Source organism: Bifidobacterium tsurumiense (assembly GCF_000741765.1).
Taxonomy (GTDB): Bacteria; Actinomycetota; Actinomycetes; order Actinomycetales; family Bifidobacteriaceae; genus Bifidobacterium; species Bifidobacterium tsurumiense.
The window spans coordinates 310,847-327,005 of record NZ_JGZU01000003.1 but is presented as its reverse complement, the minus strand read 5'-3'; the positions used below and the strand labels follow the sequence as shown (position 1 = coordinate 327,005).

Here is a 16,159-nt window from a genome sequence, read left to right as displayed (position 1 = left end):
TACAGATAACGCTACAATTTCATCTGCGATTCAATCATGCGTTAGATTCGAAGCCTAGTCTCTGATTCTGGTTGGCCGTGCAAAGAGCATAGGCCACGCGGATAGAGAATAGGAAAGAACACATGATTTCCCTGCGTAAGTTTGCAGCTGGTTCCGTTGCTGCTGTGTTGGCTGTGTCTTTGGCAGCTTGTGGATCCAGTGCTTCTGGAAGCGCTGCATCGAGCGCCGATCCCAAGTCGGCGTCTGCAACCTCGTTGTCTGATTTCGGTTCGATGAGCGATTTGGAAGCCGCGGCCAAGAAGGAAGGTGCACTCAACGTCATTGCGCTTCCTCATAACTGGTCCAATTACGGTGAGGTCATCGATGGCTTCAAGAAGAAGTATCCGGAAATCACCGTGAACGAGATGAATCCGAACGCATCTTCCAAGGAAGAAATTGATGCGGCCAATACCAATAAGGGCACGGATGCTGCCCCGGATGTCTTTGATCTCGGTTTGGCTGTCGCTGCCACAAGCACCGACTCCTTCGCTCCGTATAAGGTTCAGGCCTGGGATTCCATCCCGGATGATGTCAAGGATGCGAATGGCGCTTATTATGCCGATTACACCGGCATTATGTCCATCGGTTGGAACAAGGACAAATACGGCGATATCAGTTCACTTGATGACTTGCTGGATAGCAAGTTTGCCGGCACCGTGGCTTTGAATGGCAAGCCCGCCGAGGCCGGCGCTGCATTCAACGGCTTCCTCATGGTGAACCAGTTGGCAGGTGGGGACATTGATAATACCCAACCGGGCTTGGATTATTTCAAGAAGCTCAAGGATGCCGGCAATCTCACCCAGGTGGATGTGACCGATGCCACGATCGAATCCGGGCAGACCGGCGTGGTCTTCGACTGGACCTATAACCAGTCCTCCTACCAGTCCGCATTGAAGGACAAGGGCGTGAATTGGGAATACAAGACCTTCCCGAAGGCCCAAGTCGTCAGCTACTACAATCAGGCCATCAACAAGGATGCTCCTCATCCAGCCGCCGCACGCCTGTGGGAGGAATACCTCTACAGCGCGGATGCGCAGAACCTGTGGCTCAAGGGCGGCGCCAACCCGGTGCTTCTGGATGCCATGGAGAAGGACGGCACTGTGGATCAGGACATCCTGGCCAAGTCCATCAAGATCGAAGGAACCCCCGTCACGTACACGAACGAGGATTCCAGTCGAATCACCGAGTGGCTGCAGAACAACTGGGATGCCACAATCGGTAACTGATAAGGCGATGCAATGAGCATTACGCACACCGCCTCCAGGCCCTCCGCACATCGTTCGGAGGGCCTGAAGGCTCACAGCACAAGTTCGACACTGCGCAAAGGCATAGCGGATGCGGCAATATCAATACCGTTCTTCGCATATACCGCATGTTTCCTTCTGGTACCCACATTGATCGTCATTGTGGGCGCCTTTACTTCACGCACCGGCGGGTTCACACTCAATAACCTCGCAAAACTAGGCGAGGCCAATACGCTGCATAGCTTGATGACATCCATAACGGTTTCTGCGGCATCGGCGCTTATCGGAGCGGTGGTCGGCGCATGCGCATCCTATGCCTTGGTCATCGGCGCGAAACCCAACGGCATGCTCAGGCGCGTGATGCTGGCCGTGTCATCGGTTTTGGCGCAATTCGGCGGCATTATGTTGGCATTCGCCTTCATAGCCACCATAGGCATCAACGGCGTGCTCACTCTCGCATTGCAGCAGCTGTTCTCGTTCACGGTGAATCCGAATTGGTTGAGCTCAATCGGCGGTCTGATCACCATCTATTCGTATTTCCAGATTCCGCTGATGATCGTGATATTCCTCCCCGCAGTGGATTCGATGCGCCCGCAGTGGCGTGAAGCAGTGGAGAGTTTGGGTGGAACCACGTGGCATTATTGGTCCCGAGTGGCTGTGCCAATTCTTCTGCCACGATTCATTTCCGCATTCCTGCTGCTTTTCGCCAATGCGTTTTCGGCATACGCCACAGCTGCGGCATTGTTTGCGCAACGCGCGATTTTGTTGCCCCTTATGGTGCAAAGCGCCATGCGCAATGAGATGGATCCCAATCAGCAGGGATTCGCACAAGTATTGGCATTCACCATGATCTTGGTAGTGGCATTGGTTATGTGGCTCAGCCATGCGGTGGAAAAGAGGGCCGGTCGATGGCAGTAATGCAAGATGTCAAACCAGAACAGCCGGTGCAGCTTCGCGCAATTCGCATACGGCGCCAGAGAATAGTCAAAACTCTCGTACTCGGAGCCGTTGCGATTTTCCTTGCCACGCCGTTATTGGCCATGTTGCTCTTCACCGTGCGTCAACCCTTGTCGGGTGTCTGGGGGATTGAGCCCTGGAAGGCTATATTCACCGGCGATGGAAGTTCATTGGGAGCTGATATGTCCGCCTTGTGGAAGGGACTGGGCGTTTCGTTGGCTCTCAGTGCCGTGACGGTTGTGTTGATGCTGCTGCTTTTGGTCCCCACGATGGTCATGGCGCATATCCGCAATAAACGTTTGGAACGAGCCATTGAGTGGGTTTCAACATTGCCTCTGACCATTCCTGCCATTGTTTTGGTGGTCGGTCTCGGACCGATGTATCGGTGGATGTCCATCAACCTTCTGAGCACCAATCCGATCTGGCTGTGCTTCGCATATGTGATATTGGTGTTGCCGTTTGCCTTCAGGGCTTTGGCGGTTGGCCTTCGATCCATAGACGTCAACACATTGAGTGAAGCCGCACGGTCTTTGGGTGCCTCGTGGCCGAAAGTATTCTTCAAGGTGCTGATACCCAATCTGTGGCAGTCGATGCTCTCGGCCTCATTCATCTCAGTGGCTGTGGTACTGGGTGAATACACCGTGGCTTCGTTGTTGGGACGAACGAATTTGCAGGTTGCGCTATTTCAGTTAGGACAGTCCAATGCGCAGATATCCACGGCTATGTCACTGCTGGCATTGGTATTCGCCACTGTTTTGGTGGTTGCATTAGACGTGATTGCCGAGCATATGCGCCGGCGTCAAGAGAAAGGGCAAAACGATGTCATTGGCTGAGCGCAAAGCAGTGGCCGCGGCAATCGATGAATTGCACGATGGCAAGGCCGAACAATCCTCGGTTACCGATGCGGCTCGAGCCGTATTGGAGGATTCCCAGGAGCGTGGCGGCGGAATCTGCATGCAGCATATCGATAAGATCTACCCGGGCAATGCGACCAAGGCTTTGGATGATTTCAATCTTGATGTCAAGCCAGGTGAAATGGTGGTGCTTCTGGGCGGTTCCGGATGCGGAAAATCTACGGCACTGCGCTCACTGTCTGGATTGGAGGATATTCAGGCCGGTCGCATTATGGTCGGTGGCCAGGATGTCACCAGTGTTCCGGCGAATAAGCGCAATATGGCCATGGTCTTTCAGGCGTATTCGCTGTTCCCGCATATGACAGCGGTGCAAAATGTGGAATTCGGTCTGGAAATTCGCGGTCTCTCGTTCAAAGAACGCCATCGAATAGCGATGGAAAAACTCGAGTTGGTAGGTCTGGTCGATCAGGCCACGAAATTCACGCAGCAAATGTCTGGCGGACAACAGCAGCGCGTGGCTCTGGCACGTGCATTGGCCATTTCACCTCGAGTGCTGTTGCTTGATGAGCCGCTTTCCGCTTTGGATGCCAAGGTTCGCGTTCAATTGCGTGAGGAAATCCGCCGCATTCAGGTTGAGACGGGCACGACCACGGTATTCGTCACGCACGATCAGGAAGAGGCTCTTTCGGTGGCCGACCGCATTGGGGTTATGAACCATGGCCGCATCGAACAAATCGACGCCCCGCAGACCTTGTATCAACGACCCTCAACTGAGTATGTGGCCACGTTTATTGGAGTGACCAACCGCTTGCCCGCAGCGTCCAATGGGGATGAGGCATTGGTATTCGGTCGATGCGTGCCATTGATCGAAGGTTCTGCACGCGGTGATGAGGTGACTGCGCTGATCCGCCCCGAAGCATTGACCATCGATACTTCCGGCCGAACCAGTGCAATAGGCGAGAAGGCACAGGTGCAATCCATTCATTTCCTAGGTTCGCATATTCGTGTGGATGCGGTTTTGAAGGATGAAGTGTGGACTCGAGCCAATGGTGGAAAACCTCTGGAAGTAACGGTTCAGTGTTCTTCGACGGGCGCGCCGGACGGCTTGGCGGTGGGCGGCGATGTCACCATAGTGCCATTGCCGGTGCCAGCACTCGCCGTGTGAACAACATCATCACATGAAAGCACAAATTGGCCGGACGGTGCATTGCCGTCCGGCTGAGCTATTTTCGGCATATTTACGGAGCAACGGACGCAACCGGACGGTATATCTTCCTAGCATGGTGGGATACACTGTTCTTGGACACAAGGCATAGAGCTAAGGGGAATCGTGATGAGCGATCACCACACACCAACGGGGCCTGAACGGACACCCTTGAATCAGAACGATGATGAACAGATGAGTGCTCAATGGGGAGCATCCGATGGGAATGCCGACTCTCGTGAGACCACGGATCAACCATCTTTTGGCACTGGCAGCAGTGATTATGGGACGTCATCCGACGGTGGGCAGCAGTCTATGCCGCAATACGGCGTTCGGCAGGAAATGCCGCATGTGCCATATCAGCCGACCCCTGTGCAAACGCCCACCCCTCACAATGGTGCTGTTCAAGGTCCGCAACCTCAATACGGGGCAATGTGGCAGTCTCAGCCACAACAAGTGCCGGGCAATGCGTGGCAAGGGCAGTCCATGAACCCTATGAATGGCTATCCGCCCGCCGACTATGCGTATCCGGCACAGCAGCCGCCCGTTCCCTCGCAGATGCCCATGCAACAGTACCCGAACCAACCCATGCAGCAATATCCGAGCCTTCCCCTGCAGGAAGCCAATAGGCAGGCATATATCCAGCAGATGAAGGACATATGGATGCGCGAAGAACAATGGATGTCCAGTGTGCGCAAACGCATGTCCAGAGTGGGTTGGGCTTTGACCATCTCATTGGTTGTCTGGCTTATCGGCACTAGATTGCTGACAATACTGCTGGAATACCTGCCACAATCAGTACTGGTGCAATTCCTTGATCTGTGGTCATATCTCGTTTCCGTTCTGGGACAATATGGAATTGCCGTCCCATTGGCCATGTTGGTATTGGCCGGGGTGCCTACCACGCCGGTTCGAAAATTTGATATGTCACCAGGCCGGTTCTTTTCATTGCTGGTCATGTGCTTCCCGCTCATGATAGGCGGCAGCATAATCGGTCAACTTCTCTCCGCTCTGCTTACCGGAGGCGTCGCAATCAACCGCATAGAAAGCATCATCGCGGAAAGCAATCCTTGGATAACGTTGTTATTCACCGTAATCGTGGCGCCTCTTGGTGAAGAATGGTTCTTTAGAAAACAGATCATAGATCGCACGCGTCGCTTCGGAGAGAAGACTTCAGTGCTCTTCTCCGCATTGGCATTCGGCCTCTATCACGTCAATCTGTTTCAGTTCTTCTATGCATTCGCACTCGGTGCGATCCTCGGATATGCCTATATACGCACTTCCAAATTGCGGTACTCCGTGCTTATTCACATGCTGATCAATCTGCAGGGCGGCGTGATCGGACCGATGATTCTGCAGAATATGGGGTCAATCAACGACGATGCGGAATTGGCCAATGCGCTAGCACGAGGAGATTCCGGAGTGGTGGCATATGCCATCTACCTGATGTGCATGTTGGGCTTGGCAATCGCCGGAACAGTGCTCCTCATCGTGAACAGACGCAAGTGGGAGTGGTACTCAGCCCCGGAGGAACTGCCACAGCATCTGCGTAAGAAAGCCATATTTGGCAACGCAGGGGTCATCGTCTTCATCGTCGTTGCCATCCTCCTGAATCTGTATATGCTCTAGCCGCTTGGCCTTCGCTATTCAACAGCGGCTTCACTAACAGCTTCGCCTGCGGCACGCTGCTCCAAATAATCACAGCTGACCAGGGCGCGTGTGGTTGCATCCTTGACCGTTGAGATGAACACGCCGCGTCTTGCGAATACCCATACCTCGCCTTCTATGCCATAAGGCGAGAAGCCGGTGAATTTCACCACGGGTTCGCGTTGAGGGTCGGCATATTCACGTATTGCAGGCTGGATTGCATGAAGAATCGCATTGGTGATTTCGTCATGACCATATCCGGCACGAGCGGTGAACGGAACGGCAGCCAGACTTTCATTGGCAGGAGTGAGCCGTTCCAAGGCTGCGGTGTTCAGCACGGAATTGGGGATCACCATGCTATTGCCATTGCGCTCGCGCACAATGGTTTGACGCCATGTGATATCGGTAACCGTTCCTGTGGAACCGGCAACGGAGATCAGATCGCCGGGTTGGATGACCTTCCCCAACATCAAAGAGAAACCGCCGACAATATTGGCGATCGTATCTTTGAGGCCGAGTGACAAGGCGATGCCTCCAACTCCCAAGGCGGTAATCAATGTACTTGGATTGATGCCGAAAACCGGTTGCATCACCACCGTGACTGCGATGACCCAGATCAGCACTCGCATGATGTTGATGAATATTGATGCACTAGGAATCTGCGATCTGTCCAAGGCCTTGCGCATCAATCGAGACAATATTTTCGTGCTGACAATGGCAATGACCAGCACGATGAGCAGCAGGAGTAATTTGCTGGCGTTGTCTTGGAACCAATTGAGAAGAACGGTCATAATATCCCACTTTGATGGACGATGATTCACTGATGCTCACTGTAGACGATTAAAGTGGGAGATATGGCAAATGTTGTTGACTACGTGCGTCATGAATTCCGTGATTTCGGTGAATTGCCGTTGAGTGCCGTTGATTCCCTGGCTTTGAGTGAGCTGTCATACACGCATATGCCGGCACCGGTTTCCCGTTTCGAAGATGCCAAGCGCGTGAAAACGGTTCCGATTACGGCATTATTGCGTGCGGAAGATTATCCTAATATGTTCATTTCCGGCTCTGATGCCATGAACGAGGCGCGACGTGATCTTGTGGTGGCTATGGCGCAAAGTCCGAGGTTCCGAGGGATGCGCATCGGCGAATATGCTCAGACCTTGGATGAGGATGCAGAACAACAATTTGCCGCAGTTACTTTTGATCTCAGTGATTGCAAGGGCATAGACGCTGATGGTGGATTGTTGTTTGTGGCTTTCCGTGGAACCGATGGCACATTGGTGGGTTGGAAAGAGGATTTCAATATGGCCTTCCGCTGTCCGGTTCCTTCGCAGGAGGATGCGGCGGCATATGTGCGCTCCATTGCAAGCAGGTCGGAAGGGTTTGAAGGCCATGCCCCGCGCCTGATGATAGGCGGTCATTCCAAGGGCGGCAATATGGCAGTGTATGCGGCAATGGCACTGGCCAAACGAGATCTGCAATCCGCACAGGAGGCTGCAGATGAAACAGGCGAAACCGTGCTCCCAGTGGTACAGGCAAAAGATCCGGCCGGAATTGCAAGTAACGACACTGCGCATGCCGAAGCCACAGGCACTGCGGCTGCGGATGAATCACACAGCAAACACTACGTTCCCCGCTTGGTGCGCGTTTTCAACCATGATGGCCCGGGCTTTGGGGATGATGTAACCGCTAGTCCGGCATATATGGCCATTGCCGATCGTATTGACAAGACCATTCCGGAATCTTCGATTATTGGATTATTGATGGATCAGACGGGCTCATATCGCATTATCCATGCGGATGCCCTGAGTATCATGCAGCATCTGAGCATGTCATGGCAGGTGGAAAATGGTGATTTCGTCACTGCACAAGAGCTGACAGCCACCGCGCAAATAATCGATCACACCGTGACCGCTTGGATGCTTGATGTGGAACCCGAGGAACGTCAGCACTTGATCGATGAAGGATACGGGGTCTTTCAGGCAGCGGGCTATGATACCTTCAGCGATTTGGCGGAGAATTGGACCACTTCGGTGCCGAAGATCATCATGGCGGCACGGAAAACCGATGACCGTACCAAATCCATGCTTGGAGACATTCTCAAGTCACTGTCCACCACTGCGATTAAAAGCATAGGCGGTTTCGATGATGCTGTGCAGGACGCTGTTGAGCCGGAACAGAATACCGTCGAAGGTGGCGAAGGCGCCGATGCCGCAGGGGAATAAGACGCTTCACACTGTATCGGTGATGAAAGTGAGCGCAGCGTTGCCTTGCATTATCGAGATGATTCCTTGGCATCGTCTTGACTTGTCTTGGCTGTTCCCGTATGTGAGTCATTGTCTTGGAAAATCCGTTTCCAGTAGTCGAGCATATCCTCGCTGGAAGCGGACATATAAATCCCTGAAGCAATGGCGGCGATATCCTGCTCGAGTTCCCCTTTGTCTCGCTTGGGCTGCGTGATCACAGGCCAGCGTCCCAGAACCGAAATCAAACCTCCGGCCGCAAAATCGAGCAGGATATTGGTTTTACGATTGATGTGTTCGAGATCGATATGCATGATATCCGCCAATACCATGCGTTGGTATTGATGAAGCATTTCCTGTAATTCAGGAGAACTGTGGGGTCCTGCCAGAAGCGTGAGCTTTTCCATGCGCCGGCATTGCTCGGGTGTTTGGATGGCTTCGGACAGCGTCTGAGCCAATTGCTCAGGGGTGTTGCCTTCATATTTCAGGCGTGAGGGAACCGCTGTGACCACATGGCCTATGGCCTGGGTCGCCAGGTCAGCAAGACCTGTGTAATGGTAGTAAAAAGAGTTTCTGTTCACCTTCGCCGTTCGAACGATGTCAACGATCGTAATGGTCCGATATTCATGTTCGGCAAGGAGCTGCCAGAAGGCGTCTTCCATGCGCTGGGTTGCGGAATTCTTCTTATTGTTGTGGCTTGGGCGGGGCATATTCCCATCCTTTCTGTTGCAATCGCTCTGAGCTCATGCCACGCTGCGTAGCGTAAAGGTATGGTTGTTCAATGAATAGGCCGCATGACGCGCTGACATAGCACGTCATGTTGTAAGCACATGCTACTACATCACAGGCGAAGAATTGCGTTATTCATTGAGATATTGCGCACACCAACGTTCGTATTCCTCGAATAATACCGCTTGACGCCGGTTGCCTATGAAACTTGCCTCGATGCCATTGCGGCAGAATGCGGCGCATTCCCGCAAGGAGTAGCCTGAGTCGATCAGGGCTTCATAATTCGCTGCAAGATAACCGCCAAAATACGCAGGATCGTCTGAATTCACCGTTACGCGGATTCCTCCTTCCAAGAATTGATGCAAAGGAAGTTCGCGCAAGTCTTGCACAACCTGCAGTCTGCGATTCGAAAGCGGGCATGATGTCAATGCAATATCCGAGGAAGCGAGCCTGTGCATGAGATCCTGATCGTCACTGCAACGGATACCATGGTCGATGCGTTCCACCTGCAATTGATCGAGGGCTTCAATAACATACGAGGCAGGCCCCTCTTCACCGGCATGAGCGACAACATGCAAGCCAAGCTCACGTGCCCGGCTGAATACCTCAGTGAATAATGACGGAGGGTATCCGACCTCTGCCGAATCCAGTCCTATGCCGAGCAAGTCTTCACGACGAGATTCCAATGCTTTCAGCGTGTCCATTGCGGATGTCACAGGAAGATCGCGCACGATACAGGCGATAAGACCTCCTGTAATGCCGTAGCGTTCGCGCCCTATGGATAGACCTTCGAGTAGGCCATCCATGACGGTATCGAATTCCAGTCCGTTGTTGATATGCACTTGCGGGTCGAAGAATATTTCGGCATGACGTATGCCGTCGTGATGTGCGTGCTCCAGATAGGCGAGCATCAGGTCGCGGAAATCCTGTGCTGTGCGCAGTGTGGACATGAGCTGGTAATACAGGTCAAGGAAGGATTGCAGATTGACGAAGTCGTATTGGGCACGCAACTCTTCCAAGGTTGACCAGGGCAGTGTGATGCCATTGCGTGCGGCCAATTCCAATGCGAGCTCCGGCTCAAGTGTTCCTTCGATATGAATATGCAATTCGGTTTTCGGCAGGTCCAGGATCGCCTGATGCTCCAGTGCAGTTACCATGTCGGCTCCTTTGGGTTTTCAAATGTGTTGTTGGAAGAGATACTAATGAATGATGTGTGCACAGTCGAAATGCCGTTCGGTGTCGTTGCGTCGGCAGATGTCTGGCGCTGTTGGCCGCAAGGTAATGCCGGAGCTTGCGCAGAATCGGGGACAGGAACTTCCAAATTGGGAAATGCGCCGAATCCAAGGACTACCGATTTGCTCCGAACCATGGGATTCTCAAAATATTCCTCGGCAATGAAGCCCTGAACAACAGATTGGTGAAATAGGTGAGATTCCGTCTGTCTTCATCCGATAAGCCCGTGAATGAGCCGATCATATTAGGGATCGCTTTTGGCAGCACAGAAACCATTGCGGTGAGATTCTGCACGCCGCTTGCAGCAAGGATTCCGAACATTGCGTCCACGGTGCGTTTGAGCTGTTGCGGGCTCAGAGTGTCCATCCAATTGCACAGCGAGGTATTGAATTCTTGTGATCCCGGAGCAATGCTATCGGCATGAAGGAATCGGCCTTCGCGTAGAAAAGCAATTGCGGATTTATGGTTTGAGCCAGACGGTGTGTGCGCTTGTGCCGTTTGAGAAGACGGGGAATCCGGCTGGTCTTGCATTTGCCAAGAGAACGCCAGATGTTGCATGACTCCGGTCTGGTCGGAAACCACGACTTGAGTGGGTTCAGGAGTGTGCAGAATCATGCCGACAATCGAAGCGTCGGGAATGATCTTGCGTATGCGCGTGCGGATATGGTCATAAGCCGCGCTATGTGCCACAGCGTCGAGAAAGCCTGGGCCGTCCATGGAATAAATTCGCGTGATTCGTTGATCTACCGATTCGCTGGCATTCATGGCTGCATATATGGCGAGATTGCCTCCTTTGGAATGGCCTGTGAGAACAATGGGGCCGTCCCAGATTGCGGCGATGCGTTGCACATAGGCAGCGGCGGATTGCTGAGCGGGAACCGGATATTGATAGGACATATTGAAGTCCTCTTTCCATCCGACCAAAGAATCGTCGGTTCCTCGAAACACCACGACTAGCGTACCGTCTTGCAGCCGCATCGTCTGCGCAGAGAATTGCGTTTCATGTTCTGCATCAAATAGTTCGACATAGGCGCTCACTCGGATGTCGCGCAGTCGTGGACTTCGTGCCACCGTGTTGAACAGCTCTTCGGTGAGCTTGGGGTCGCCCAAACCGGTGTGCCCGGTTGTTACGTCGAAATCCTCGGGGCTGAGGGTGTGTGCGATTTCTTCGAGAGTCGGGCCTTTGAATTCAGCGTGCATAATATTGCGTACGCTTGCAATGGGGTGACGCCATGATGCGTTGCGCAGACGACGTAACCGAGTTCCGGATTGTTCTTCGACGAAGTCGAGTGGTGGCACAATATCGGGCATCCGCTCATAGGCAAGGCACGCCAATATCAGTGCATCTGCGTCGGTTATGGGTCGTTCGGTGAAATCCTCAACGGCAATGTTGGCGTAGTCAATGATATTCGACATCGGACCTCCTTGGCATGTGCCAAAGTCTTGGTGACAGCCATGACCATTGTATGACTGCCGGTGATACGGGGAACCCGAGGACCATGGCTTTCATTGCCGAATCAACCATTGAGTCCGCCGATGACACCATCGGTTGCACGATATTTTTGGTTGCACAGGCAATTGCAACTCAAAGATGGTGGCATGCAACCGGGCGATCTGACAGGCTGGAAGATACCGGAACACACGAGTAAAATTTCTGGTATGACGATCACGGGGAGGTGGTCACGATGGGTTTCACACAGAATTTGCAGTATTTGAGGTCCAGTCGTAATTTGACTCAGGAACGCTTGGCGATGTTGCTGGGCGTATCGCGACAGGCAATCAGCAAATGGGAATCGGGCAAGGCCTATCCGGAAATGGATAAGCTATTGGTTATCTGCGATGTTTTCGGTTGCAGTCTGGATGATCTAGTTATGGGAGATGTCCGTGGATTGCAGTCAACGTCTTCGAGCGAACGGCTGTCCGTCACCGCACCGACTGAGGGTCCTGTGGAAGATATGGTCGGTTATGGGGATCATATGCGCAGGTTTGCCTTGCGTATGACTCTTGGCATTTTCTCCATGATTCTCGGTATCGCAGCGGCAAATCTCTTCGATAGCGAGAATTCAATCATCGGGAAGACACCGCTGAATGAATTCCTGATGCCGCTATGCGTGTTCATCGGTGTGGCTATTGGTTTGGCATTGCTTATCCCAACAGGGATGGCACATGGTGATTTCAAGCATAGACATCCGTTTATCGAAGATTTCTACACGAATGAGGACCGTTCACGAGCCTCGCGTCAGCTTGCATACGGTGTGGTGGGCGGCTTGGTCGCAGTGATCGTCGGGTTTCTGGTGATGGTGTATTGCTCCGAAGTCCTAGGAGTATCAGACGGCTGGCCCGTTGCCATAATGCTCTCATGCGGTGCATTGGGAGTGGGGTCGGTCACATATTTCGGCATCATGCACAGCAGTCTCGATATCGAAAAATACAACGCGACCGACGAGCACGGCGATGTGTCTGAAAGCAATCGCGATGCATATTACAACAAGCTCACCGGTGCCGTGTGCGGAATCATCATGATGATTTCAACGATTATCGGTCTGTGGATCCTGTTCACGGGGGATATGCCGAGTGATGCGACTGACTGGTCGAACGGCTGGGGCAGTGGACATGGCCTCTTCTGGCTGGCATGGGTTATCGGAGGGCTGTGCTGTGCAATAGCCAGTATTCTGATCCAAATGTTCAAAGATCATAAGGAACGGTAATTGCCGTCAAATGCGCCTTCTGCCTTGCGGGAGGCGGCCCAGCCGGCGTGACGGGTGGGCGTTTGCCAGGGTATCGTGCGAGCGTCCACCCCGTTGTCAGCTGGGCAACGCTGCGATAGAGCGCTTGCAACCGCGAGGTAGAGATTTCCGAATCTAGTCCTTGCTCGTGGGATCCTTCTGCAAGAGCAGGAAGACCAAAGCCGCGACCAGGAGCAGTGCGATGGATAGCACGCCGATAGAGGCGTTCCCTGTGATCGAAGTGGTCGTGGCAACAAGGAATGTTCCGATTATTGATGCGGTTTTGCCGAAAATATCGTAGAAACCGTAGTATTCATTCGCCTTGTTCTTCGGGATCAGCTTGCCGTAATACGAACGAGACAAGGCTTGTATGCCGCCTTGGAACATGCCAACGAGAATGGCGAGTATCCAGAATTCCGTTGCCGTTTTCAGGAAGAAGGACGCAAAGAAGACAATGCATAAATAGGCGATGACGGCAGTGAGAATCATGGTTTTGGCACCGAATCTCGAGGAAAGCTTGCCGTAGGCGATGGCACAGGGGAATGCGACGAACTGGGTCACCAGCAGGGCCGCGACGAGTTGTGTGGAATCGATGCCGAGTTGAGTACCGTACGAGGTACTCATGGAAATTACCGTATTGACGGCGTCAATATAGAAGAAGAATGCAATCATGAACATCCACAATGGTTTGTTGCGCACGATATCTCGGAATGTATTGCGTAATTCTGAGAATGTTCCTCGAACGGCTTGAGCCATATGATCGGTGGTCACGCGGTAATGCACTTGCTTATATCCGGATAGCAGAGGGATGGTGAATGCAACCCACCAGATGGCCGTGATGATGAACGTCGCCTGAGTGCAGGCTGCCGCGGACCATCCCAGCAGGTCTGGGCCTAGGAAAATCAAGGCTATCGAAGCGATAAACGGAATTGTGGAGCCGATGTAGCCCCAGGCGAATCCATGGGAAGATACTTTGTCGAACCGGTCGTGGCTCGTGGTGTCGATGAGCATTGCGTCGTAGAAGGTTAGCGAACCGTTCAAACCGATCGTCGCAATCACGCATATGACGAGGAATGGAAGCCACGCCAAGGGAAGCGCAAGAGCGCAACAGGCCACCGCGCCTGTGCCGAAGAATCCGATGAAGAATTTGACCTTCATGCCTTGCACATCGGCTAATGATCCAAGCAACGGCATCAGCAATGCTATGACCAGAGAGGCTATGGTCTGTGCATATCCCCAAGTGGACACGATATTGCTTTGTCCTGCGGCCTCGAGCAGCGAATTGGCATATATCGGCACGACTGCTGTGGAGAGCAGCACGAATGCCGAATTTCCCACGTCGTAGAGAATCCATTGTTTTTCTCGTGTGGTCATTCGTGCGCTCATTGGTCCTCCTGTGATTGGTGCTCCTGTGATTGGTGCTCTTCCCATCCTACGGGCGCGAAGGCCTGTCAATCATGCCTGTACATGAACTTTGGGTGAATCGCATGCCGGGTTGATTTTCGCGATGGGCAACGCTGCTTGTTGTGCATCGCGAACGTGCATATGAGCTATGCATGGATTGGTGCCGTTGCTTTGGATATATGCAACGCGCCAAGAGCATCCGCACGCTAATCGGCAGGTTTATTTGCATTTTCCAATAGAGCCAATGCCTCCTCTTTGCCGGGGCAGTTGGGTATGCCTGCAATATTGTGATCAATGGCCAAGGATGCTGCTGCATTGGCAATGCGAGCGGCATCCGGCATCGACCAACCTTGGGCCAACATGGCACAGAAGGCACCGGTGTGGCATGATCCTGCCGAACGGGTATGAGTTGGTTTGGTGGGGAAGCCTTCGATATGGCTGACCTGTCCTCCCGGTTCGCGCAGCCAAACACCTCGGGAGCCTGCGCGGACAATCAGTGGGGCTCTGAGTGTTGAACCCAAGGATTCGCATAATTGAGACATGGCCTTGTCGAAGCCACCGCCCACGGTTATGCCGGACTCCTTGTCGTAAGGAACGCCCAATCGTTCTGCAAGGGTGCGCGCTTCCTGCCGGTTGCAAGACCAAATAGGTCGGACCAGAACCGTGTCCTCGAGCAAATGATCGCTCACCATATGCAATGAGTTAGTTGGATTGAGCACTATGCGATAGGGACGTTGGTGCGGATCGTTGCCGGCTTCATGCAGAAAATCATCGATTCCGGCGGCGGAATGATCCATCAGCGAATTGCCGCTGATATGCACGATATCGCCAGGCTGCGGATCTAACTGACTGAAGCTGCTTTCATCCCCTTGGGATTCGGCTCCATAGGTCGCTATGAAACTCTTGTCATTCTCATTTCGCAAGACCAGTCTGAATCCGGTATCCGAGTCGAGTCGATCGGGGCCGATGTGTTCAATGCCTTGTTCGTTGAGTGCATTGCGTACTGCAGTTCCCCAGATGCCGTTTCCTATTATTCCGGCATGCTTGGCAGGAGAGCCCATGCGACTTGCGGCTTGAAGCACGCGATAGCTCCCGCCTATTGCAGGATGGGTTGATCGGGCTACCGTGAAACCCCCGGAAGAGGGCATGTCGTCAACATCCATCATGATGTCAACCCAGATTTGGCCCAGAGAAATGACCGAAGCGGTAGGCTCTTCGTTCGAAGTCAGGTTGGACAGTAAATTTTGGAGCATGTCAACCTCCTCATTGTCGGTTCAGACGGCGAGAGAAGATCCGCCAATGCCGTCCGGTGTATTAGAGTTCTACCGCTGTGGGCTGAGTGTTGGCTGGGAATGTGGATCGGTGCAGAGTGTGAGAAAACAGGGCGGGATGTGGGTCTGGACGCGGATTTCGCGGATCGACTTCGACCGTGTGCTGTATTGTTGGGCGAGTGGATGCACCGCAGTGTGGTTGGTGGCAACAAAGTTATTTGCGTATTGTCCAGCCTCGCGGTATAGTAGTGAAGTTGTGTGTTCGGACGGATGCTTTTGCGTACGCTTCGGGCATCGCAAGACTTGCAAGTCAATAGTAATAGGGAGTCCATCATGGCAGCTCGTTGCGCAGTGTGCGGCAAGGGACCGCAGACCGGTTTCACCGTTTCGCATTCGCATATCCGCAATAAGCGCACCTTCAGGCCGAACCTCCAGCCAGTTCGCACCACGATCGACGGTCAGAACGTCCGTGTCCGCGTGTGCGCAAAATGCCTCAAGGCAGGCAAGGTTCAGCGCGTGGCCGCGTGAATCGCGAGATAGACGCTTACAAGTCCCGGATACCACAAGGTATTCGGGACTTTTGCATTATTGGGCTGTCACTACGCAGT

At 53.2% G+C, this 16,159-nt stretch carries 14 protein-coding genes; 8 read left to right on the top strand and 6 right to left on the bottom strand.

Going from position 1 to position 16,159, the window contains the following annotated elements:
- The first annotated feature begins 122 nt into the window (after positions 1-122).
- From BITS_RS02150 to BITS_RS02130, 5 genes are all read left to right on the top strand, one after another.
- Positions 123-1,265 (top strand): ABC transporter substrate-binding protein, encoded by a 1,143-nt coding sequence (locus tag BITS_RS02150; protein ID WP_026642771.1) that lies wholly within the window; start codon positions 123-125, stop codon positions 1,263-1,265.
- 12 nt (positions 1,266-1,277) lie between these two features.
- Positions 1,278-2,201 carry an ABC transporter permease gene (locus BITS_RS02145; RefSeq protein ID WP_026642772.1) on the top strand — a complete coding sequence of 308 codons (924 nt, stop codon included), beginning with the start codon at positions 1,278-1,280 and terminating at the stop codon, positions 2,199-2,201.
- Positions 2,201-3,073 (top strand): ABC transporter permease subunit, encoded by an 873-nt coding sequence (locus BITS_RS02140; protein WP_026642773.1) that lies wholly within the window; start codon positions 2,201-2,203, stop codon positions 3,071-3,073. Before BITS_RS02145 ends, BITS_RS02140 begins: the two co-directional genes overlap by 1 nt.
- Positions 3,060-4,259 carry an ABC transporter ATP-binding protein gene (locus BITS_RS02135; RefSeq protein ID WP_026642774.1) on the top strand — a complete coding sequence of 400 codons (1,200 nt, stop codon included), beginning with the start codon at positions 3,060-3,062 and terminating at the stop codon, positions 4,257-4,259. Before BITS_RS02140 ends, BITS_RS02135 begins: the two co-directional genes overlap by 14 nt.
- Before the next feature lie 168 nt (positions 4,260-4,427).
- Positions 4,428-5,927, top strand: coding sequence for a type II CAAX endopeptidase family protein (locus BITS_RS02130; RefSeq protein ID WP_051264393.1), 1,500 nt, complete (start codon positions 4,428-4,430; stop codon positions 5,925-5,927).
- A gap of 14 nt (positions 5,928-5,941) precedes the next feature.
- On the opposite strand, the gene BITS_RS02125 is transcribed toward BITS_RS02130, so the two are convergent.
- Positions 5,942-6,736, bottom strand: a complete 795-nt coding sequence (locus tag BITS_RS02125) for a mechanosensitive ion channel family protein (RefSeq protein WP_026642776.1) — start codon at positions 6,734-6,736, stop codon at positions 5,942-5,944.
- 63 nt (positions 6,737-6,799) lie between these two features.
- Between BITS_RS02125 and BITS_RS02120 the strand changes: the two genes are divergently transcribed.
- On the top strand, positions 6,800-8,170 hold the full coding sequence (locus tag BITS_RS02120; RefSeq protein ID WP_044259262.1) for an Mbeg1-like protein: 1,371 nt from the start codon (positions 6,800-6,802) through the stop codon (positions 8,168-8,170).
- A 50-nt stretch (positions 8,171-8,220) separates the two neighbouring features.
- Here the strand turns inward: BITS_RS02120 and BITS_RS02115 are convergent, their stop codons facing one another.
- The 3 genes from BITS_RS02115 to BITS_RS02100 all read right to left on the bottom strand — a co-directional run bounded on the left by BITS_RS02115 (position 8,221) and on the right by BITS_RS02100 (position 11,566).
- Entirely contained in the window at positions 8,221-8,898 is a 678-nt protein-coding gene (locus BITS_RS02115; RefSeq protein ID WP_026642777.1) for a TetR/AcrR family transcriptional regulator, read from the bottom strand.
- 150 nt (positions 8,899-9,048) lie between these two features.
- Entirely contained in the window at positions 9,049-10,074 is a 1,026-nt protein-coding gene (locus tag BITS_RS02110; protein ID WP_026642778.1) for an adenosine deaminase, read from the bottom strand.
- A gap of 190 nt (positions 10,075-10,264) precedes the next feature.
- The gene (locus tag BITS_RS02100; RefSeq protein ID WP_026642780.1) at positions 10,265-11,566 is read right to left on the bottom strand and encodes a DUF2974 domain-containing protein; all 1,302 of its coding nucleotides are present in this window, start codon (positions 11,564-11,566) and stop codon (positions 10,265-10,267) included.
- A gap of 269 nt (positions 11,567-11,835) precedes the next feature.
- On the opposite strand from BITS_RS02100, the gene BITS_RS02090 reads away from it, so the two are divergent.
- Positions 11,836-12,858, top strand: a complete 1,023-nt coding sequence (locus tag BITS_RS02090; protein ID WP_026642781.1) for a helix-turn-helix transcriptional regulator — start codon at positions 11,836-11,838, stop codon at positions 12,856-12,858.
- Positions 12,859-13,011: 153 nt separating this feature from the next.
- Here BITS_RS02090 and BITS_RS02085 read toward each other — a convergent pair whose 3' ends face one another.
- Together BITS_RS02085 and BITS_RS02080 are read right to left on the bottom strand one after the other, a co-directional pair.
- The gene (locus tag BITS_RS02085; protein WP_407712184.1) at positions 13,012-14,262 is read right to left on the bottom strand and encodes an MFS transporter; all 1,251 of its coding nucleotides are present in this window, start codon (positions 14,260-14,262) and stop codon (positions 13,012-13,014) included.
- 224 nt (positions 14,263-14,486) lie between these two features.
- Entirely contained in the window at positions 14,487-15,533 is a 1,047-nt protein-coding gene (locus BITS_RS02080) for a PfkB family carbohydrate kinase (protein WP_026642783.1), read from the bottom strand.
- A gap of 351 nt (positions 15,534-15,884) precedes the next feature.
- Here BITS_RS02080 and rpmB point away from each other — a divergent pair, with 351 nt between their 5' ends.
- Positions 15,885-16,079 (top strand): 50S ribosomal protein L28, encoded by a 195-nt coding sequence (gene rpmB, locus BITS_RS02075; RefSeq protein ID WP_026642784.1) that lies wholly within the window; start codon positions 15,885-15,887, stop codon positions 16,077-16,079.
- Positions 16,080-16,159 lie beyond the last annotated feature (80 nt).